Source organism: Bradyrhizobium sp. SMVTL-02 (assembly GCF_051853005.1).
GTDB lineage: Bacteria > Pseudomonadota > Alphaproteobacteria > Rhizobiales > Xanthobacteraceae > Bradyrhizobium.
Window position 1 is genome coordinate 3,731,768 of record NZ_CP182469.1, and the last position, 19,141, is coordinate 3,750,908.

The window sequence follows — 19,141 nt, forward strand, 5'->3', positions numbered from 1 at the left end:
AAGTTGCATGAAGACCAGGTCGATTGCGTCATTGCTGCTGACCACCGCGCTCACCTTCGCCGCAGCAGGCGTCGCGTCCGCGCAGGACAAGGCCGTCAAGATCGGCGCGCTGTCCGATCAATCCGGCCTGTACGCCGATCTCGGCGGCCCCGGCTCGACGCTCGCCGCGCAGATGGCGGTTGAGGATTCCGGCCTTGCCTCGAAGGGCTGGAAGATCGACATCATCTCCGGCGATCACCAGAACAAGCCGGACATCGGCACCGCGATCGCGCGGCAGTGGTTCGACGTGGACAAGGTCGACGTCATCGTCGACGTGCCGAATTCCGGCGTGGCGCTCGCCGTCAACAACGTCATCAAGGAGAAGAACGGCGTCTACATCAACTCGGGCGCAGCGACCTCGGACCTCACCAATGCGCAGTGCTCGCCCAACACCGTGCACTGGACCTACGACACCTACATGCTGGCTCATACCACGGGCCAGGCGCTGGTGAAGGCCGGTGGCGACAGCTGGTTCTTCCTGACCGCGGACTACGCCTTCGGTGCGGCGCTCGAGCGCGACACCACGTCCGTCGTCACCGCCAACGGCGGCAAGGTCGTCGGCGGCGTCAAGCATCCGCTGAACACGCCGGACTTCTCCTCCTTCCTGCTGCAGGCGCAGGCTTCCAAGGCCAAGATCATCGGCCTCGCCAATGCCGGCGGCGATACCACCAACACGATCAAGCAGGCGGCCGAGTTCGGCATCGTCAAGGGCGGCCAGAAGCTCGCGGCGCTGCTGCTGTTCCTCACCGACGTCAAGGCGATCGGTCTGGAGACGGCGCAGGGCCTCAACTTCACCGAGACCTTCTACTGGGACATGGACGACAAGACCCGGGCCTTCTCCAAGCGCTTCTCCGGGAAGATGAAGAACAACGCGCCGCCGACCATGGTGCAGGCGGGCGTCTATGCGGGCGTGCGCCACTATCTCAAGGCGCTGGAAGCCCTCGGCGGCAATCCTCATGACGGCGTCAAGGTCGTCGAGAAGATGAAGTCGATGCCGACCGAGGACGATCTGTTCGGCAAGGGCGAGATCCAGCCCAACGGCCGCACCATCCACAACGCCTATCTGTTCGAGGTGAAGAAGCCCTCGGAGTCCAAGGGGCCGTGGGACTTCTACAAGCTGGTCGGAACGGTGTCGGGCGATCAGGCCTTCACGCCGCTGGCCGAAAGCAAGTGTGCGCTGCTCAAGAAGTAGGATAACCGCCCGCGGGCCTTGGAGCCTGCGGGCGACTTTCAGGGAACGCCGAAGGGACCGGGTGCGGGATCGATGCAGGCTCTTTACGCTCAGCTACTGGTGGGACTGATCAACGGCTCGTTCTACGCGCTGCTCAGTCTCGGGCTTGCCGTGATCTTCGGCATGCTCAACATCATCAACTTCGCCCATGGCGCGCTCTATATGATGGGCGCTTTCGTCGCCTATTTCCTGCTGAACCTCGGCGGTATCAATTACTGGTGGGCGTTGCTGCTGGCCCCGATCATCGTGGGCATCTTCGGCATGATCCTGGAGCGGACCATGCTGCAATGGCTGACCGGGCTCGACCATCTCTATGGCCTGCTCTTGACCTTCGGCATCGCGCTGATCGTGCAAGGCGTGTTCCAGAACTATTTCGGCTCCTCTGGCCTGCCTTACGCCATTCCGGACCAGCTCAAGGGCGGCATGAATCTCGGCTTCATGTTCCTGCCGATCTATCGCGGCTGGGTCGTCGTGTTCTCGCTGGTGGTGTGTCTTGCCACCTGGTTCCTGATCGAGAAGACGCAGCTCGGCGCTTACCTGCGCGCCGCCACCGAAAACCCGACGCTGGTCCGCGCCTTCGGCATCAACGTGCCGCGCATGATCACGCTGACCTACGGGCTCGGCGTCGGCCTTGCCGCGCTCGCCGGCGTGCTCTCGGCGCCGATCAACCAGGTGCGCCCGCTGATGGGCGCCGACCTCATCATCGTGGTGTTCGCCGTGGTCGTGATCGGCGGCATGGGATCGATCATGGGCTCCATCATCACCGGCTTCGCGCTGGGGGTGATCGAGGGCCTGACCAAGTATTTCTACCCCGAGGCCTCCAACACCGTCGTGTTCGTGCTGATGGTGCTGGTGCTGCTGGTGAAGCCGACGGGATTGACGGGAAGGGCGGCCTGACATGACAACCCTGACGGACGATACGCTGCAGGCAACCCCGCGCGCAGTGCGCGACGAGATGATCGTATTCGCAGTGATGGCGCTGCTGCTGGCGGCGGTGCCCTTCACCGGCGTCTATCCGTTCTTCGTGATGCAGGCGCTGTGCTTTGCGTTGCTCGCCTGCGCCTTCAATCTTCTGATCGGCTATGGTGGCCTGTTGTCGTTCGGCCACGCCATGTTCTTAGGGACCGCCGGCTATTGCAGCGCGCATGCCCTGAAGGTGTGGGGCCTGCCGCCGGAACTCGGCATCCTCGTCGGCGTCGCCGCGGCTTTCGCGCTCTCGATCGTGACCGGCTACGTTTCGATCCGCCGCCAGGGCATCTATTTCTCGATGATCACGCTGGCGCTGTCGCAGCTGCTGTATTTCATCTACCTCCAGGCGCCGTTCACCCATGGCGAGGACGGCATCCAGGGCATTCCGCAGGGACGCATGTTCGGGGTGCTCGATCTCTCCAACCCGACGGTTCTGTATTACGTCGTGCTGGTCGGCTTCCTCGCCGGCTTCCTGCTGATCTTCCGCATCATCAATTCGCCGTTCGGTGAGGTCCTGAAGGCGATCCGCGAGAACGAGCAGCGCGCCATCTCGCTGGGCTACCGCACCGACCAGTACAAGTTCCTGGCCTTCGTCCTGTCCGGCACGCTGGCGGGCTTCGCGGGAGCGCTGAAGGTGTTCGTGGCCCAGAACGCCTCGCTCACCGACGTGCATTGGTCGATGTCGGGCGAAGTCGTGCTGATGACGCTGGTCGGCGGTCTCGGCACCATCTTCGGCCCCGTGGTCGGCGCCTTCGTGATCATCGCCATGCAGCAATATCTGGCGAGCTTCGGCCAGTGGGTGACGGTGATCCAGGGCTCGATCTTCGTGATCTGCGTGCTCACCTTCCGCCGCGGCGTCATCGGTGAAATCGCCCATTACTTCAGGCGTTCGCTCTAAGTCGTTGATTCGACGAAAAGTTAGCCATCGGCTGAAAGCGGTGGATGATCCGGCTCCGCGGGCGCGAGGTAGCACGCGCGCGGACCGAAAATGGTCTATGACAGTTTCATGACGGCCCATCCGGGCCCGGCCATTATCCAACCGGTAGCCTGCCCCATGATGCGATGGTTTCGCGCGTTCCTGCCCAAGGAAGAACGGTTCTTCGACCTGTTCGACCGCCATGCCCAGACGGTGATCCAGGGCGCGATCGCGCTCCAGGGCGTGCTCAACGGGGGTGAGGAGACGCCGGTCTATTGCCAGCGCGTCAACCAGTTCGAGAACGATGCCGACAACATCACCCGCGAGGTGTTGACGGCGGTGCGCCGCACCTTCATCACCCCGTTCGATCGGGGCGACATCAAGAACCTCATCACCTCGCTGGACGATGCCATCGACCAGATGCAGCAGACGGCCAAGGCCGTGATGCTGTTCGAGGTCCGCACCTTCGAGCCGCCGATGCGGGAGATCGGCGCGCTTCTGATCGAATGCGCCAATCTGGTCGGCCGCGCGCTGCCGCTGATGCAGTCGATCGGCAAGAACGTCGCCATGCTGACTGCGATCACGGAGGAACTCGGCAAGCTCGAGGGCCGCGTCGACGATCTCCACGACATCGGGCTGAAGGAGCTGTTCCTCAAGCATCGCGACGGCAACGCGATGGACTTCATCGTCGGCGTCGAGATCTACGACCACCTCGAGAAGGTGGCCGACCGCTTCGATGACGTCGCGAACGAGATCAACAGCATCGTCATTGAGCAGGTATAGGGCGGGGCTGCCGTGGATGCTGCGTTGGGTGTTCCCGTCCTGGTCGGATTGATCGCCGTCGCGCTGCTGTTCGACTTCCTGAACGGCCTGCACGACGCCGCCAATTCGATCGCGACCATCGTCTCGACCCGCGTGCTGCGGCCGCAATTCGCGGTGTTCTGGGCCGCGTTCTTCAATTTCGTTGCCTTCATGGTGTTCGGCCTGCACGTCGCCCAGACCATCGGCACCGGCATCATCGATCCCTCGATCGTCGACGCCCAGGTGATCTTCGCAGCCCTCGTCGGTGCCATCGTCTGGAACATCGTCACCTGGGCGCTCGGCATCCCATCCTCGTCCTCGCATGCGCTGATCGGCGGCCTCGTCGGCGGCGGCATGGCCAAAGCGGGGATTTCGGCGGCGGTGTGGAGCGGTCTGTCGAAGACGGTGCTGGCGATCGTGCTGTCGCCGCTGGTCGGTTTCCTGCTCGCGATGATGCTGGTCGCGATCGTATCGTGGCTGTCGGTGCGCTCGACGCCGTTCGCGGTCGACCGCGCCTTCCGCATCCTGCAATTCGCCTCCGCCTCGCTCTACTCGCTCGGCCATGGCGGCAACGATGCACAGAAGACGATGGGCATCATCGCCGTGCTGCTGTACTCGCAGGGCCATCTCGGCAATGAGTTCTCGGTGCCGTTCTGGGTGGTGCTGTCCTGCCAGGCGGCGATGGCGCTGGGCACGCTGATGGGCGGCTGGCGCATCGTCCGCACCATGGGCCTGCGCATCACCAAGCTGACGCCGATGCAAGGTTTTTGCGCCGAGACCGGGGGCGCTGCGACCCTGTTCATGGCGACCTTCCTCGGGGTTCCCGTCTCGACCACCCACACCATCACCGGCGCCATCGTCGGCGTCGGCGCGGCCCGGCGCGTCTCGGCGGTGCGCTGGAACGTCGCAAGCTCGATCGTCTATGCCTGGGTGATCACGATCCCGGCCTCGGCCATCGTGGCCGCGCTGACCTGGTGGGCGGTCAGGATCTTCGTCAGGTGACGTGCTTCAACCCGACGATGCCGGCCACGATCAGCCCGATGCTGGCGAGGCGGAACGCCGTCGCCGGCTCCCCGAACAGGACGATGCCGAGCGTGGCGGTGCCGACCGCGCCGATCCCGGTCCAGACCGCATAGGCGGTCCCGACGGGCAGCGATTTGAGTGCTACTCCGAGCAGGATCACGCTGCCGGCCATCGCCGCGAGCGTGATGACGGAGGGAACAAGCCTGCTGAAACCCTCGGTGTATTTCAGCCCGATCGCCCAGGTGATCTCGAGAAGACCGGCGACGAACAGGATGCTCCAGGCCATGACGACCCTCCATTCACGGCAGGGTCGTCCCCGCGGCTGATATGCTGGTGGGATAGGAGGGCCGTCCCTCCCAGCGGCCGATATGGGGCTGGCCGGAGGGCTCTGCAATCACCAAATGAGGCTTGATCAGGCCCATTTTCCCTGCCAAACGCTCCCGCCATGTCCGACATCGCCACCACCGCAGCCGAATCGCCGGCCCGTTCCCCGCTCGCCACCGAGGTGGCGCGGCGGCGGACCTTTGCGATCATCTCCCATCCCGACGCCGGCAAGACCACGCTGACCGAGAAGCTGCTGCTGTTCGGCGGCGCCATCAATCTCGCCGGCCAGGTCAAGGCCAAGGGCGAGCGGCGCAACACGCGTTCGGACTGGATGAAGATCGAGCGCGAACGCGGCATCTCGGTCGTGACCTCGGTCATGACCTTCGAGTTCGAGGGTCTCGTGTTCAACCTGCTGGACACGCCGGGCCACGAGGACTTTTCGGAAGACACCTATCGCACGCTCACGGCGGTCGATTCCGCGGTGATGGTGATCGACGCCGCCAAGGGCATCGAGGCGCGCACCCGGAAGCTGTTCGAGGTGTGCCGTCTGCGCGACATCCCGATCATCACCTTCATCAACAAGATGGACCGCGAGAGCCGCGACGTGTTCGAGCTGCTCGACGAGATCGAGAAGACGCTGGCGCTCGACACCACGCCGATGACCTGGCCGGTCGGCCGCGGCCGCGACTTCCTCGGCACCTATGACGTCGTCAATGGCGGCGTGCGCCTGCTCGAAGGCGGCGGCGCCAAGACCGGCGCGGCGCAGCAGATCGAGATCGCCGAGCTCGCCAAGCTCAACGCCAACCTCGATGTCGGCGCAGTAAAGGACGAGCTCGAGCTCGTCACCGAGGCCTCGAAACCGTTCGAGCTCGGCGCCTTCCGCGAGGGCCATCTGACGCCGGTCTATTTCGGCAGCGCGCTGCGCAATTTCGGCGTCGGCGATTTGCTGGAAGGTCTCGGCAGGTTTGCGCCCGAGCCGCGCGCGCAGGAGAGCGACCAGCGCAAGGTCGAGGCCACCGATCCGCGCATGAGCGCCTTCGTGTTCAAGATCCAGGCCAACATGGATCCGAACCACCGCGACCGCATTGCGTTTGCGCGCCTTTGCTCGGGCAAGCTCAGCCGCGGCATGAAGGCCAAGCTGGTGCGCACCGGCAAGAGCATGCCGCTGTCGAGCCCGCAATTCTTCTTCGCGCAGGACCGGTCCGTGGCGGACGAGGCCTTCGCCGGCGACGTCGTCGGCATTCCCAACCACGGCACGCTGCGCATCGGCGACACGCTGACCGAAGGCGAGGACTTCACCTTCGTCGGGGTGCCGAGCTTTGCCCCGGAAATCGTCCGCCGCGTCCGTCTCACCGACGCGATGAAGGCGAAGAAGCTGAAGGAAGCGCTGCAGCAGATGTCGGAAGAGGGCGTGGTGCAGGTGTTCCGCCCGCGCGACGGCGCCCCGGCGCTGGTCGGCGTGGTCGGCGCGCTCCAGCTCGACGTGCTGAAGGCGCGGCTGGAGGCGGAATATTCGCTGCCCGTCGAGTTCGAGGTCAGCGAGTTCCAGCTGGCGCGCTGGGTCTCCTCGGAGGACCGCAAGAAGCTCGACACTTTTATTGCCGCCAACACCTCGAGCATCGCCGACGACGTCGACGGCGATCCTGTGTACCTGGCGAGAAACGAGTTCTATCTCGGCTACACAAGGGAACGGGCCGAGGGCATCGAGTTCACCAACGTCAAGGACGTCAAAAAGAAGGGATAGGGGCTGCTCCCTCCAGTGCTGCATTGAGCCCCAGCCTCCGCCGTCATGCCCCGGCTTGACCGGGGCATCCAGTACGCCGCAGCCCATCGATTCAATCACGACGTCTTGGAGTACTGGGTCGCCCGGTCAAGCCGGGCGACGAGTGCCTGAACGCGAGCACGTGAACAGCCGCAGGCTTGACGTGGTCGGAGGCGATGCCACCTTCATTCCATGTGGCGCGGCATTCTCGTTCTCATCCTTCTGACGATCTCGCCGATCGCTGCCGAAGCGCAGCGACGCCAGATCAATCCGATTCCGTTCGCGCACGAGCCGTGCAGTGTGCTCGACTATCGGCCCTGCACGCCGTCCTATTGCAGTCCGCTCGAGCCCGGCCCCTGCATTCCCGAGATGGACTATCCCTATGGGCAAAATCTCCAGCTGACGATTGAGAGCGTCCCGTCCGAAGCCGATCGCGCAAGATACCAGAAGCCGGATCACGATCTCGACACGATCGGCGACCTCTTCGCCGAGCTGCGCACTTGCTGGTCGCCGCCAGCGGACAATGCGAGGGCGGGCATGCAGATGGCGGTGCGCTTCAGCTTCAACAAGGCGGGCGGCCTGATCGGGCCGCCGCGCTTGACCTTTGCGACCGCGGGCGTGCCGGCAGATATCCGAACCACCTATCTTAACGCGATCAATTCATCGCTGAAGGCCTGCCTGCCGCTGAAATTCACCAGCGGTCTCGGTGACGCCCTGGCCGGCCGGCCGATCGCGATCCGCTATGTCGACAACCGGGAGCTCGGAAAATAGCTCCATCCCCTCATCCTGAGGAGCGCGTTCTTCACGCGCGTCTCGAAGGATGAAGGCCGAGGTGCGACGGCCGGGCCTTCATGGTTCGAGGCGCCGCGCAAAGGCACCGCTCCTCACCATGAGGGGTGAGAGTTGCGAGCGGCCGCCAATCGATGATACCTCGGGGGCGGGGCTGCTTTGCGGGGAGGATGTCGTGGGTCTGCTGGTCATGATCCTGGGGCTCGTGCTGTTTTTCGGGGCCCATGTTTTTACGACGAAACGCGAGGCGCGCGCGCAGGCCATCGCAAGCCTGGGCGAGGGGACCTACAAGATCCTTTATTCGGTGGTCTCGCTTGCGGGGCTGGCGCTGATCATCTGGGGCTTCTCCCACTATCGCAGCTCCGGCTGGATCGACGTCTGGCATCCGCCGAAGGCGTTCAAGCACATCACGCTCGCGCTGATGCTGCCCGCCGCCATCCTGGTGGTCGCCTCCTATTTGCGCGGCCGCATCTATGCGACGCTCAAGCACCCGATGCTGGCCGGCATCAAGCTGTGGGCGGCCGCGCATCTTCTGGCCAACGGCGATCTCGGCTCCATCATCCTGTTCGGCTCGTTCCTGGGCTGGGCGGTCTATGACCGCATCTCGCTGAAGCATCGCAAGGATGCCGGCGGCCCGCCGATCCCGGTCGGCGGCGTCACCAATGATCTGATCGCGGTTGCCGTCGGCGTCGTTGCCTATCTGGCGCTGGCCTTTGCGTTCCATCCCGTCGTGATCGGAGTTCCCGTGGTGGGTGTCTAGCCGATCAGCGCAAGACGGCTCCCCGTCCCCATGCACGGAAGGTGACAAAGCAACGAGCCGAGGCCTCCGATGGACTGGTCGCAATCAAAAATCCCGCCAATGCATCTCGAGGCGCGCTTTGGCGATCGGGTGGTGCCGGCGTTCTGCGACCGGCCGGACAGTCTCTGGGCAATGATCGCGGAGGCCTGCGCCCGCAATCCCGATGGCGAAGCGCTGATCGCAGGTGATGTCCGGCTGAGCTGGCGCCAAGCGCTGGCGCGGGCCGCGCGGATCGCGGCGGGCTTTCGCAAGCTCGGCCTGCAGCGCGGCGATCGCGTCGGGATCCTGCTCGGCAACCGCATCGAATTTCCGCTGCTGCTGTTCGCCGCCGCCCATGAGGGCCTCGTCACGGTGCTGCTCAGCACGCGGCAGCAGAAGCCGGAGATCGCCTATGTCCTCGCCGATTGCGGCGCCAAGATCCTGATCCACGAAGCGGGGCTCGCCGAGCGGCTGCCCGCATCGCCTGATGTCCCCGACGTGATCCACCGCATCGCCGTCAACGACGATCCGCATCGGTCACGTTTCGCGGTGCTCGCGGACAATGCTCCGGCGGAGGCTCCAGTCGAGACGGGGGAGGAGGACACCGCGATGATCCTCTACACCTCGGGCACCACAGGCAAGCCGAAGGGCGCGATGCTGGCCCATTGCAACATCGTCCATTCCTCGATGGTGTTCGTGTCCTGCCTGCAATTGACGCAAGCGGACCGGTCGATCGCAGCCGTGCCGCTCGGCCATGTCACCGGCGTCGTCGCCAACATCACCACCATGATCCGTTGCGCCGGCGCGCTGATCATCATGCCGGAATTCAAGGCGGCGGAATATCTCAAGCTCGCGGCGCGTGAGCGCGTCACCTACACGGTGATGGTGCCGGCGATGTACAATCTCTGCCTGCTCCAGCCCGACTTCGACAGCTATGATCTGTCGAGCTGGCGCATCGGCGGTTTTGGCGGCGCGCCGATGCCCGTTGCTACCATCGAGAAGCTCAAGGCGACGATTCCCGGCCTCAAGCTGATGAATTGCTACGGCGCGACCGAGACGACGTCGCCCTCGACCATCATGCCGGGCGAATTGACGGCAAGCCATATCGACAGCGTCGGGCTGCCGTGTCCCGGCGCGCGCATCGTCGCGATGGATGCGGACGGGCGCGAGCTTCCTCCTGGCGAGATCGGCGAGCTCTGGGTCCAGAGCGCCTCCGTCATCAAGGGCTACTGGAACAACCCGAAGGCGACGGCCGAAAGCTTCACGGCGGGTTTCTGGCACTCGGGCGATCTCGGCTCGGTTGACGCCCAAGGCTTCGTCCGCGTGTTCGATCGGCAGAAGGACATGATCAATCGCGGCGGCCTGAAGATCTATTCGGCCGAGGTTGAATCCGTTCTGGCCGGCCATCCCGCGGTGATCGAGAGCGCGATCGTCGCCAGGGCCTGCCCGGTGCTGGGCGAGCGCGTCCACGCCGTGGTGGTGACGCGCGCACCCGTTGCCGAGGCCGACTTGCGCGCCTGGTGCGCCGAGCGGCTGTCCGACTACAAGGTCCCCGAGACCATGGCCATCACATCTGAGCCGCTGCCGCGCAATGCCAATGGCAAGGTGCTCAAGCGGCAGCTGCGGGAGCGCCTGGGAACCTGAGCCGGGCAGGCGGCCTCCGGGCTTCGGCCGGGTGGTTAACGCCTTGATCGGGCTCGCTTTGCCTTGCCACCGCCATATCGTTAGGGTACCTCGCCGCCACACGGGGACGGGATTCCTGACGCGAACGCTTTGGCGCGCGCACCCGGACGGGCATGGGATTAGCATAAGTGTCTGAATTATTTGACGAAGTCGACGAGGAAGTACGTCGCGAACAGCTCAAGAAGCTGTGGGACAAGTATTCCATCTACTTCATCGCCCTGATGGTGCTGATCGTGGCCGCCGTCGGCGGCTGGCGCGGATATCAATATCTGGAGGCCAAGAAGGCCGCCGAGGCCGGCGCGGCCTTTGAGAAGGCCGTCGAGCTGTCCGAGCAGGGCAAGCACGCCGAGGCCGAGACCGCCTTCACCGAGCTCGCCGCCAAGGCCCCCTTCGGCTATCGCACCCTGGCGCGGCTGCGCGCTGCGGCCGAGGCTGCCAGCCGCGATCCCAAGGCCGCCGCCAAGCTGTATGACGACATTGCCGCCGACCGCGGCGTGGGCGGCGAATGGCAGGATCTGGCCAGGATGCGTGCCGCCGGCCTCCTGGTCGACAGCGCCTCCTATGCCGACATGCAGCAGCGGCTGGAGGCCTCCGCCACCCCCAAATCGACCTTCCGCCACACTGCGCGCGAGATGCTGGCGCTGTCGGCCTGGCGCAACAACGACATGACCGCGGCCCGCAAATGGCTCGACACGATTGCCGAGGACGGCGAAACGCCATCCGGCCTGCGTTCTCGTGCCGAGGCGCTGGCGGCCCTGCTGCCGCCCGTCGCCAAAAGCTGACCAAGAGCTGACCGACGGGCTCTCTGACCTGACGAGATAAGATATGCGCCGCACGCCACGCTTGATCGCAGCCGCCGTCCTGATCGCCTTCACCGGCGTCCTGGGCGGCTGCTCCAGCTTCGATCCAAGCGACATGCTCGACTTCCTCGACACCAAGAAGAAGCTGCCGGGCGATCGCAAGCCGGTCTTCCCCGAGGGCGTTCCGGGCCTCGAGCAGGGCGTCCCGAAGGAAATGTACAAGGGCGCCCAGCAGCCAAATCCGAATGCGCCCGCCGTCGCGGCTCTGCCGACCGAGCCGCCCCCAGCCGAGCCGGCCAAACCGGCCAAGGGTGCCAAGGCGAAGAAGACCCATCAGCCGGCGGCGGCTGCCGCCGCACCGGCTGAGGCGCCTGCCGGCGAGGCCGATGGCGAGGTCCAGCCCGAGGCCGCGCCGCCCACCGCTGCGCCCGCGCCCAAGCAGAAGATCGTGCGCAAGCGCACCACCGCGCCGCCGCCGGATCAGCCGGTCCAGCAGGCGCAACCGACCCAGACCACACAGCAGCAATCGCAGGGCGGCTTCCCGGCGCCGCTGCCGAGCGGCAGCTTCTCGCGCTGATTTTTCCATTGCATTGACAGGCGCGGCCTTCGCAGCGCACGAATGACCGATGTCCTTCACGATCGCCATCATCGGCCGGCCCAATGTCGGCAAATCGACGCTGTTCAACCGCCTGGTTGGGCAGAAGCTCGCGCTCGTCGATGACCTGCCCGGCGTCACCCGCGACCGCCGCGAGGGTGAGGCCAAGCTCGGCGATCTCCAGTTCACCATCATCGACACCGCCGGCCTCGACGAGGGCGCCAGGGGCTCGCTGACCGCGCGCATGCAGGAGCAGACCGAGACCGCGATCGCGCAGGCCGATGCGCTGTTCTTCGTCATCGATGCCCGCATCGGCCTCACGCCCACCGATCGCGCCTTCGCCGATTTCGCCCGCAAGGCCAACAAGCCGGTGCTGCTCATCGCCAACAAGAGCGAAGGCAAGCACGGCGATGCCGGCGCGATGGAATCCTTCGCGCTCGGCCTCGGCGATCCCATCCAGATCTCGGCGGAGCATGGCGAGGGCATGGGCGAGCTCTACGACGCGCTCGCCAGGCTGATGCCGGAGCCGGTCGAGGACGACGAGCTCGATGACGACGAGCCACTCTCCGAGGAGGAGGCCGCGACGCGCCCGATCCGGGTCGCCATCGTTGGCCGGCCCAATGCCGGCAAGTCGACGCTGATCAACCATCTGCTCGGCGAAGAACGTTTGTTGACCAGCCCGGAAGCGGGCACCACGCGCGATTCCATCGCGGTCGAGATCAACTGGAAGGGCCGCGATTTCCGCGTGTTCGACACCGCGGGCCTGCGCCGGCGCTCGCGCATCGAAGAGAAGCTGGAAAAGCTCTCGGTCGCCGACGCGCTGCGCGCCGTGCGCTTTGCCGAAGTCGTCGTGCTGATGATGGACACCCAGAACCGCTTTGAGGAGCAGGACCTCCGTATCGCGGATCTGATCGAGCGCGAGGGCCGCGCAATCGTGCTTGCCGCCAACAAATGGGACCTGATGGAGACCAAGGGCGGCGGCGCCATCTCGAACTTGCGCCGCGATGCCGATCACTGGCTGCCGCAGGTCAAGGGCGTGCCGATCGTTGCGGTCTCGGGCCTGATGGGCGAGGGCATCGACCGCCTGATGCAGGCGATCCAGGACGCCTACGCGATCTGGAACAGGCGCGTGCCGACCGCGGCGCTCAATCGTTGGTTCGAGCAGGCGATCCAGGCCAATCCGCCGCCCGCGGTGTCCGGCCGCAGGCTGAAGCTGAACTACATCACGCAGACCAAGGCGCGTCCGCCGAGCTTCGTGCTGTTCTGTTCGCGCGCCGACGCGGTGCCGCAATCTTACCTGCGCTACCTCACCAATTCGATGCGCGAGACCTTCGAACTGCCGGGCACGCCGGTGCGCATCACCCTTCGCGAGAAGGCCAATCCCTTCGCGCACAAGCGCAAGCGGCCGTCATGAGCGCCGGCGAGGCGATGGCGCAGGGCGCAGCTTACATCGTTGGACTGGCGCCGAACGATTAGAAGCGGCCCACCACGTCTGATCTGCGGAAATGAAAGAGGTGGATTGCGCCTCGCACCGAACGACTTCCTATTTCTTCACCAGCGGGCAATCGCTCGCTTCGAGCGGCTTGGCCGCGTCTTCCGGCGCGATGGCGGCGACCAGCTTGTAATAGTCCCACGGTCCCTTCGACTCCTCCGGCTTCTTCACCTCGAACAGATAGGCCGGGATGAGACGGCGGCCGTCGGCGCGCAGCGGGCCCTTGCCGAACAGCGGATCGTCGGTCGGCAGCTCCTTCATCTTGGCGACGACCTTGGCGCCGTCATGCGGATTGGCGCCGAGCGCGTCCATCGCCTTCAGGTAATGCAGGATGCCGGCATAGAGCCCCGCGACCGTCATCGACGGCATCGAGCCCTTGGGCGAAACCTTCTGGAAGCGCTTCGACCATTCGCGGGTCTGGTCGTTGAGGTCCCAGTAGAAGGACTCGGTGAAGGTCAGGCCCTGCGCGGTCTTCAGGCCCAGCGAGTGCACGTCGTTGATGAACAGCAGCAGCGCGGCGAGCTTCTGACCGCCGGAGACGATGCCGAACTCGGCGGCCTGCTTGATGGCGTTGGTGGTGTCGCCGCCTGCATTGGCGAGGCCGATGATCTTCGCCTTGGACGACTGCGCCTGCAGCAGGAAGGACGAAAAATCGGAGCTGTTGAGCGGGTGCTTGACGCCGCCGAGCACCTTGCCGCCATTGGCCGTGACGACGGCGCTGGTGTCGCGCTCGAGCGCATGGCCGAACGCGTAGTCGGCGGTCAGGAAGAACCAGCTGTCGCCGCCGGCCTTGGTCAGCGCCTTGCCGGTGCCGTTGGCGAGCATGTAGGTGTCGTAAGTGTAGGAGACCGTGTTCGGGGTGCAGGCCTTGCCGGTGAGATCAGCGGTGGCCGCGCCCGAATTGAGCAGCACCGAGTTCTTTTCCTTGACGAGGTTGTTCACTGCCAGCGCCACGCCCGAGCTCGGCGTGTCCGAGATGACGTCGACCTTGTCGTTGTCGATCCATTGCCGGGCGATGTTGACGCCGATGTCGGGCTTGTTCTGGTGATCGCCCGAAAGGACCTCGATGGTCCAGCCCTTGGCCTTCAGGCCGGAATCCTCGACCGCCATTTTCACGGCGGCGACCGAGTTCGGGCCGCCGATGTCGGCATAGAGGCTCGACATGTCGTTGAGCACGCCGATCTTGATGGTCTTGTCCTGGGCGTAGGCGGATGTTGCAAAACCGAAAGTGGCGCATGCCAGAAAAGCCGCAGTGCGGCGCGCGAATGTCGTCATGAAAGGTCTCCTCCATTGTCAAATATTCGGACGGCTCTCTTGCGGAGCCTTGTTCCTGTCGATGGCTCTACCGTGTCCCACGGCCGGCGGCAATGCACCTAAAGCCGGATGGCGCTGCGTCCTGGAGCATGATCCGGGAAAGTGTGAAGCGGTCTTCCGAAAAGATCATGCTCAAATAATAAGCTAAAGCGCGATGACTATTCGTCGCAATCTCATCGCGCTTTAGCGTCATCCATCGGTTAACTTTTGGGCAAAATGCGTTGAGACGCTATTTGAGCGCGTCCGATGTCAGCTTGAACTTCTGGATGCGCTTTCCGGTATCGACCTCGGCGGTATAGACGTTACCCTTGGCGTCGATCGCCATGGCATGTACCCAGTGGAACTGGCCGGCGTTGCGGCCGCTGTGGCCGAAGCTGCCGGCCACGCTGCCGTCGTCGCGCTTGATGACCCGGATCTCGTTGTTCTCGCCGTCGGCGCTGAGCAAATAGGTCTGCTTCGGATCGGGCCAGATCGCGACGTCCCACACGGCGCCGTTGCCGAGCGTGTTCTTCTCGAAGAAAAACTCCTTCACGAAGGTGCCGTCCTTCCTGAACACCTGGATGCGGTTGTTGATGCGGTCGCAGACATAGACGAGGCCGTCATTGGCGAGCTTCACGCAGTGGACGGGATTTCCGAATTGCTGCGCAACCGGGGCCTTGGGATCGTAGGGACCCTGCTTGTCGTCGTTGGGCTTGTTGCCATAGGCGCCCCAGTGTCGCTTGTAGGCGAGCGTCGTCGCGTCGAACACGATGACGCGGCGGTTGCCATAGCCGTCGGCGACGTAGATCTCGTTCGCCTCCTTGTCGATCGCGGTCTCCGCGGGCTTGCCGAGCTGCGTCGTGTCGTTGCTGCCGAGGCTCGGCGCGATCTTGCCGATCTGGGCGACGAACTTGCCGTCGAGCGTGAACTTCAAAATGGCGTTGTCGTTGTCGGCATTGCCGCCGACCCAGACGAAGCCGCGCTCGTCGACCTCGATGCCGTGCTCGCGGCCGACCCATTCATAGCCTTCGCCTGCGCCGCCCCATGAGCGCAGCAGATTGCCGTCGCTGTCGAATTCGAGCACGGGCGGCGCCGACACGCAGCATTTCGAGCGCGGCGGGTTGAGGCTCGCACCCTTCTCGTCGTCGGTGAGCGAGCGCGGGCGATGGATCACCCAGATGTGGCCCTGCCAATCGACGGTGATGCCGCCGACCTGGCCCAGGATCCAGTTGTTCGGCAGTGGCTTTGGCCAGGAGGCATCGACGGCGAAAGTCGGCGCGTCACCCGCAGTCGCCGGACCCGGAAGCACGAATGCGATGGCCGCGATCAGGATGGAAAGGGCGTGAGAGATATATGCGAGCGCACGCGCAGAGCCTGCGCGATCATGCCATGGCGCCATGGCAACCTCCCTTTTTGTTGGCTTGCGGCTTGCTGCCGAGCGCGGGCAGTCAATCGCGGGGAGGGCCTCAAGTCAATCAGGCGGGCGAGCGGAAGCTCATCAGGCTGCGGGTCTTGTAGTCGTAGAACCTGCCGGTCTCGGTCCAGTCGGGCGCGCACAGCGGCACGATGAACTCCGCGACCTGCTCGGGCGTGTCGAGCGTCTCGGGGTCTTCGCCCGGCATCAGGGTGGCGCGCATGCGGGTGCGGATCGGCCCCGGGTTGAACAGGTTGACGCGCAGCTTCGTGTTCGCGGTCTCCTGGGCCCAGGCGCGCGCCAGCGTTTCCAGCGCGGCCTTTGACGCCGCGTAGGGGCTCACATAGGCGGTCGCCTTGTTGGCGGCGCCCGAGGTGATGAAGACGGCGCGGCCAGCGTCGGACTGCTTCAGCAGCGGCTCCATGCAGCGGATCAGCTGGAAGTTCGCGGAGACGTTGACGGCCATCACGTCGTTGAAGGCCTTCAGCTCGATATGGCCGATCGGCGAGGAGGGCCCGAGCACGCCGGCATTGCCGACGAGGATGTCGAGCCTGCCATAGCGCTCGTGCAGGCCGGCGCCGAGGCGCGCGATGCCATCGGAGTCGGTGAGGTTGAGCGGGACCAGCGTGGCGCTGCCGCCCTCCTTGCGGATCTCGTCATCGAGCTCTTCCAGGCCGCCCTGCGTCCGCGCGGTGGCCACGATATGCGCGCCGGCTTTGGCCAGGGCCTTTGCCGTGGCGAAACCGATGCCGCGCGAGGCGCCGGTGACGAGAGCGATGCGGTCGGCGAGGGGTTTTGTCATGGCGGGGTTTTACAGGCGTGGACGGCCGGGACAAGCCCCAGCGCCCTGTCATTCCGGGGCGGTCCGCAGAACCGAACCCGGAATCTCGAGATCCCTGGTTCGATGCTTCGCATCGTCCGGGGATGACGCCGTCGGCGTCAGCTCGCCTCCGCCAGTAGCGACAGCTGCCGCGGCTGCGGCTCGGTCTGGGTCTGGTCGGTGAGATGGGTCGGATAGGCCCCGGTGAAGCAGTGGTCCGAGAACTTCGGATTGGCGGGGTCGCGGCCGGGCTCGCCCATGGCGCGGTACATGCCGTCGATCGACAGGAAGGCGAGCGAGTCGGCGCCGATGATCTCGCGCATCTCCTCCAGCGAATGCGTCGCTGCGAGAAGGCCGCCGCGATCGGGCAGGTCGATGCCATAATAATCGGGATAGAGGATCGGCGGCGAGGCGAGGCGGAAATGCACTTCCTTGGCGCCGGCATCGCGCATCATGCGCACGATCTTCTTCGAGGTGGTGCCGCGCACCAGCGAGTCGTCGATCAGGATGATGCGCTTGCCTTCGATCGCGGCGCGGTTGGCCGAGTGCTTCATGCGCACGCCGGACTCGCGGATGGCCTGGGTCGGCTGGATGAAGGTGCGGCCGACATAGTGGTTGCGGATGATGCCGAGCTCGAACGGCACGCCGGAATACTGGCTGTAGCCGACCGCGGCGGGCACGCCGGAATCCGGCACCGGCACCACGACGTCGATCGGTACGTGGCTCTCGCGCGCGAGCTGCGCACCGAAGGCCTTGCGCACTTCGTAGACCGAGCGGCCGTGGACGATGGAATCCGGCCGCGAGAAGTAGATGTATTCGAAGATGCAGGGGCGCGGCGCCATCGGCGGGAACGGCTTGTGGATGTCCTGGCCGTTCTCGTCGAACACGATGACCTCGCCGGGCTCGATGTCGCGCACGAATCGCGCGCCAATGATGTCGAGCGCGCAGGTTTCCGAGGTCAGGATCGGGCAGCCGTCGAGCTCGCCGAGCACCAGCGGGCGGATGCCGCGCGGATCGCGCGCGCCGACCAGCTTCTTGTTGGTCAGCGAGACCAGCGCATAGGCGCCCTCGATCTCGCGCAGCGCGTCGATATAGCGTTCGATGAAGCGGGCGCGCTTGGAGCGCGCGACCAGGTGCAGGATCACCTCGGTGTCGGTGGTCGACTGCATCATCGCGCCGTGCTTCACGAGCTCGCGGCGCAGCGTCAGGCCGTTGGTGAGGTTGCCGTTATGGGCGACCGCGAGGCCGCCGGCATTGAGCTCGGCGAACAGCGGCTGCACGTTGCGCAGGATGGTGGCGCCGGTGGTGGAATAGCGGACATGGCCGACCGCGACACTGCCGGGCAGGCGGTCGATCACCTCGCGGCGGGAGAAGGTGTCGCCGACGAGCCCAAGGCGGCGTTCCGAGTGGAAGCGGCTGCCGTCATAGGAGACGATGCCGGCGGCTTCCTGGCCGCGATGCTGGAGGGCGTGGAGGCCGAGCGCGGTGATGGCGGCGGCGTCGGGATGGCCGTAGATGCCGAACACGCCGCATTCCTCGCGCAGTGTATCCCCTTCCAGATCGTCCTGAAGCTCCAGCGCGGACGGGCCCAAACCGGCCTTGGCGTCGAGATCAAGTTGAGCGTCCTGGTCAGGGTGTCGCATCTCGTTCGCGCCTCTCTCTGGGCTCAAGTCAACGTGCCGCGGGTTTCTCGATCAGCTTTTTCAAACTGTCACGAGCCGGTTTACTGTATCCGTCGCCACTGCCCGAAGGCTGCTGCTCGGAATCAGCTTGATCATCATCTGGTTTGTTTTTCTTGAATCTCTTCAAGATGGTGTTCTCGGGGTCGTCAGGCAAGAGGGCCATCAGCCAATCCCCGGTTCCCTGGAGCACCACGCGGGACTTCGCCCCGGTGACCCAGTCCGGGCGCTGCTTGTCCGGGACCAGCCAGGTGAAGAACAGGAAGGCGACTACGACGATCAAAAGCCCGCGAGCCAGGCCAAACAGGAAGCCGAGGGTGCGATCCAGCGCGCCGATGCGCGAATCCAGGATCATGTCGGAGATCCGGACCGTGATCACGGACACCACGACGAGGGTGCCGACGAACACGCCGGCGACCACGACCACGCTCGCCACCGTGTCGTTGTTGAAATAGGTTTTCGCGGTCGGCAGCAGCTTCGAGAACGAGTACAGCGTCACGATCGCCGCCGCGCCCCAGGCCGCGATCGACAGGATTTCGCGCATGAAGCCGCGGACCATCGCGAGCAGGCCCGAGATCAGCATCACACCCAGCAGGATCAGGTCGAGGAGTGTTACTGGCATCGGCTGGTCTGGTCCGCTCGTACTTCAAAGGTGCTCAGCGAATCGGTGTTTGGTCGCCGCCCTAAAAGAGGGGTAGACGGCGGTGCCGGCAAGGCCGCAACCACGCAATCC

18 protein-coding genes are annotated in these 19,141 nt (G+C 65.1%); 12 read left to right on the forward strand and 6 right to left on the reverse strand.

Translation table 11 applies throughout. The features are described 5' to 3' along the window. Positions 1-7 precede the first annotated feature (7 nt). The 5 genes from ACNJYB_RS17400 to ACNJYB_RS17420 all read left to right on the forward strand — a co-directional run bounded on the left by ACNJYB_RS17400 (position 8) and on the right by ACNJYB_RS17420 (position 4,958). Positions 8-1,231 (forward strand): ABC transporter substrate-binding protein, encoded by a 1,224-nt coding sequence (locus tag ACNJYB_RS17400; protein ID WP_439375053.1) that lies wholly within the window; start codon positions 8-10, stop codon positions 1,229-1,231. A 72-nt stretch (positions 1,232-1,303) separates the two neighbouring features. Continuing rightward, positions 1,304-2,167 (forward strand): branched-chain amino acid ABC transporter permease, encoded by an 864-nt coding sequence (locus tag ACNJYB_RS17405; RefSeq protein WP_008551982.1) that lies wholly within the window; start codon positions 1,304-1,306, stop codon positions 2,165-2,167. 1 nt (position 2,168) lies between these two features. Continuing rightward, positions 2,169-3,137, forward strand: a complete 969-nt coding sequence (locus ACNJYB_RS17410) for a branched-chain amino acid ABC transporter permease (protein WP_439375054.1) — start codon at positions 2,169-2,171, stop codon at positions 3,135-3,137. A gap of 156 nt (positions 3,138-3,293) precedes the next feature. Continuing rightward, positions 3,294-3,938, forward strand: coding sequence for a DUF47 domain-containing protein (locus ACNJYB_RS17415; RefSeq protein WP_439375055.1), 645 nt, complete (start codon positions 3,294-3,296; stop codon positions 3,936-3,938). 12 nt (positions 3,939-3,950) lie between these two features. Beyond that, complete coding sequence (locus ACNJYB_RS17420) at positions 3,951-4,958, forward strand: inorganic phosphate transporter (protein ID WP_439375056.1); 1,008 nt, start codon at positions 3,951-3,953, stop codon at positions 4,956-4,958. On the opposite strand, the gene sugE is transcribed toward ACNJYB_RS17420, so the two are convergent. Then, positions 4,951-5,265, reverse strand: coding sequence for a quaternary ammonium compound efflux SMR transporter SugE (gene sugE, locus ACNJYB_RS17425; RefSeq protein WP_439375057.1), 315 nt, complete (start codon positions 5,263-5,265; stop codon positions 4,951-4,953). The two genes, ACNJYB_RS17420 and sugE, sit on opposite strands and share 8 nt — an antisense overlap. Before the next feature lie 159 nt (positions 5,266-5,424). On the opposite strand from sugE, the gene ACNJYB_RS17430 reads away from it, so the two are divergent. From ACNJYB_RS17430 to der, 7 genes are all read left to right on the forward strand, one after another. Further along, complete coding sequence (locus ACNJYB_RS17430) at positions 5,425-7,047, forward strand: peptide chain release factor 3 (protein ID WP_439375058.1); 1,623 nt, start codon at positions 5,425-5,427, stop codon at positions 7,045-7,047. Positions 7,048-7,257: 210 nt separating this feature from the next. Beyond that, positions 7,258-7,836 carry a hypothetical protein gene (locus ACNJYB_RS17435; RefSeq protein ID WP_439375059.1) on the forward strand — a complete coding sequence of 193 codons (579 nt, stop codon included), beginning with the start codon at positions 7,258-7,260 and terminating at the stop codon, positions 7,834-7,836. A 193-nt stretch (positions 7,837-8,029) separates the two neighbouring features. Continuing rightward, positions 8,030-8,614, forward strand: coding sequence for an NnrU family protein (locus ACNJYB_RS17440; RefSeq protein ID WP_439375060.1), 585 nt, complete (start codon positions 8,030-8,032; stop codon positions 8,612-8,614). Positions 8,615-8,683: 69 nt separating this feature from the next. Further along, complete coding sequence (locus ACNJYB_RS17445) at positions 8,684-10,276, forward strand: class I adenylate-forming enzyme family protein (protein ID WP_439375061.1); 1,593 nt, start codon at positions 8,684-8,686, stop codon at positions 10,274-10,276. Positions 10,277-10,443: 167 nt separating this feature from the next. Next, positions 10,444-11,097: a tetratricopeptide repeat protein gene (locus tag ACNJYB_RS17450; protein ID WP_439375062.1), complete on the forward strand. Its 654-nt coding sequence runs from the start codon at positions 10,444-10,446 to the stop codon at positions 11,095-11,097. A gap of 43 nt (positions 11,098-11,140) precedes the next feature. Next, positions 11,141-11,692 carry a hypothetical protein gene (locus tag ACNJYB_RS17455; RefSeq protein ID WP_439375063.1) on the forward strand — a complete coding sequence of 184 codons (552 nt, stop codon included), beginning with the start codon at positions 11,141-11,143 and terminating at the stop codon, positions 11,690-11,692. A 49-nt stretch (positions 11,693-11,741) separates the two neighbouring features. Next, on the forward strand, positions 11,742-13,124 hold the full coding sequence (der, locus tag ACNJYB_RS17460; RefSeq protein WP_439375064.1) for a ribosome biogenesis GTPase Der: 1,383 nt from the start codon (positions 11,742-11,744) through the stop codon (positions 13,122-13,124). Between the two features lie 129 nt (positions 13,125-13,253). Here the strand turns inward: der and ACNJYB_RS17465 are convergent, their stop codons facing one another. The 5 genes from ACNJYB_RS17465 to ACNJYB_RS17485 all read right to left on the reverse strand — a co-directional run bounded on the left by ACNJYB_RS17465 (position 13,254) and on the right by ACNJYB_RS17485 (position 19,030). Next, on the reverse strand, positions 13,254-14,477 hold the full coding sequence (locus ACNJYB_RS17465) for an ABC transporter substrate-binding protein (RefSeq protein ID WP_439375065.1): 1,224 nt from the start codon (positions 14,475-14,477) through the stop codon (positions 13,254-13,256). Between the two features lie 268 nt (positions 14,478-14,745). Further along, positions 14,746-15,894, reverse strand: coding sequence for a hypothetical protein (locus ACNJYB_RS17470; RefSeq protein WP_439375066.1), 1,149 nt, complete (start codon positions 15,892-15,894; stop codon positions 14,746-14,748). Positions 15,895-15,970: 76 nt separating this feature from the next. Beyond that, positions 15,971-16,711, reverse strand: a complete 741-nt coding sequence (locus tag ACNJYB_RS17475; RefSeq protein ID WP_439375067.1) for an SDR family NAD(P)-dependent oxidoreductase — start codon at positions 16,709-16,711, stop codon at positions 15,971-15,973. Between the two features lie 137 nt (positions 16,712-16,848). Beyond that, positions 16,849-18,372, reverse strand: a complete 1,524-nt coding sequence (gene purF, locus ACNJYB_RS17480) for an amidophosphoribosyltransferase (protein WP_439375068.1) — start codon at positions 18,370-18,372, stop codon at positions 16,849-16,851. 28 nt (positions 18,373-18,400) lie between these two features. After that, positions 18,401-19,030, reverse strand: coding sequence for a CvpA family protein (locus ACNJYB_RS17485; RefSeq protein WP_011086837.1), 630 nt, complete (start codon positions 19,028-19,030; stop codon positions 18,401-18,403). Positions 19,031-19,141: the final 111 nt, after the last annotated feature.

Excerpts from the sequence above, each read along its gene's own strand:
- ACNJYB_RS17470 (WP_439375066.1), bottom strand. The coding sequence starts at position 15,894 with ATGGCGCCATGGCATGATCGCGCAGGCTCTGCGCGTGCGCTCGCATAT.
- ACNJYB_RS17435 (WP_439375059.1), top strand. The coding sequence starts at position 7,258 with ATGTGGCGCGGCATTCTCGTTCTCATCCTTCTGACGATCTCGCCGATC.
- ACNJYB_RS17445 (WP_439375061.1), top strand. The coding sequence starts at position 8,684 with ATGGACTGGTCGCAATCAAAAATCCCGCCAATGCATCTCGAGGCGCGC.
- ACNJYB_RS17430 (WP_439375058.1), top strand. The coding sequence starts at position 5,425 with ATGTCCGACATCGCCACCACCGCAGCCGAATCGCCGGCCCGTTCCCCG.
- ACNJYB_RS17455 (WP_439375063.1), top strand. The coding sequence starts at position 11,141 with ATGCGCCGCACGCCACGCTTGATCGCAGCCGCCGTCCTGATCGCCTTC.
- ACNJYB_RS17475 (WP_439375067.1), bottom strand. The coding sequence starts at position 16,711 with ATGACAAAACCCCTCGCCGACCGCATCGCTCTCGTCACCGGCGCCTCG.
- ACNJYB_RS17400 (WP_439375053.1), top strand. The coding sequence starts at position 8 with ATGAAGACCAGGTCGATTGCGTCATTGCTGCTGACCACCGCGCTCACC.
- ACNJYB_RS17465 (WP_439375065.1), bottom strand. The coding sequence starts at position 14,477 with ATGACGACATTCGCGCGCCGCACTGCGGCTTTTCTGGCATGCGCCACT.
- purF (WP_439375068.1), bottom strand. The coding sequence starts at position 18,372 with ATGCGACACCCTGACCAGGACGCTCAACTTGATCTCGACGCCAAGGCC.
- ACNJYB_RS17410 (WP_439375054.1), top strand. The coding sequence starts at position 2,169 with ATGACAACCCTGACGGACGATACGCTGCAGGCAACCCCGCGCGCAGTG.
- ACNJYB_RS17415 (WP_439375055.1), top strand. The coding sequence starts at position 3,294 with ATGATGCGATGGTTTCGCGCGTTCCTGCCCAAGGAAGAACGGTTCTTC.
- ACNJYB_RS17405 (WP_008551982.1), top strand. The coding sequence starts at position 1,304 with ATGCAGGCTCTTTACGCTCAGCTACTGGTGGGACTGATCAACGGCTCG.
- ACNJYB_RS17485 (WP_011086837.1), bottom strand. The coding sequence starts at position 19,030 with ATGCCAGTAACACTCCTCGACCTGATCCTGCTGGGTGTGATGCTGATC.
- sugE (WP_439375057.1), bottom strand. The coding sequence starts at position 5,265 with ATGGCCTGGAGCATCCTGTTCGTCGCCGGTCTTCTCGAGATCACCTGG.
- der (WP_439375064.1), top strand. The coding sequence starts at position 11,742 with ATGTCCTTCACGATCGCCATCATCGGCCGGCCCAATGTCGGCAAATCG.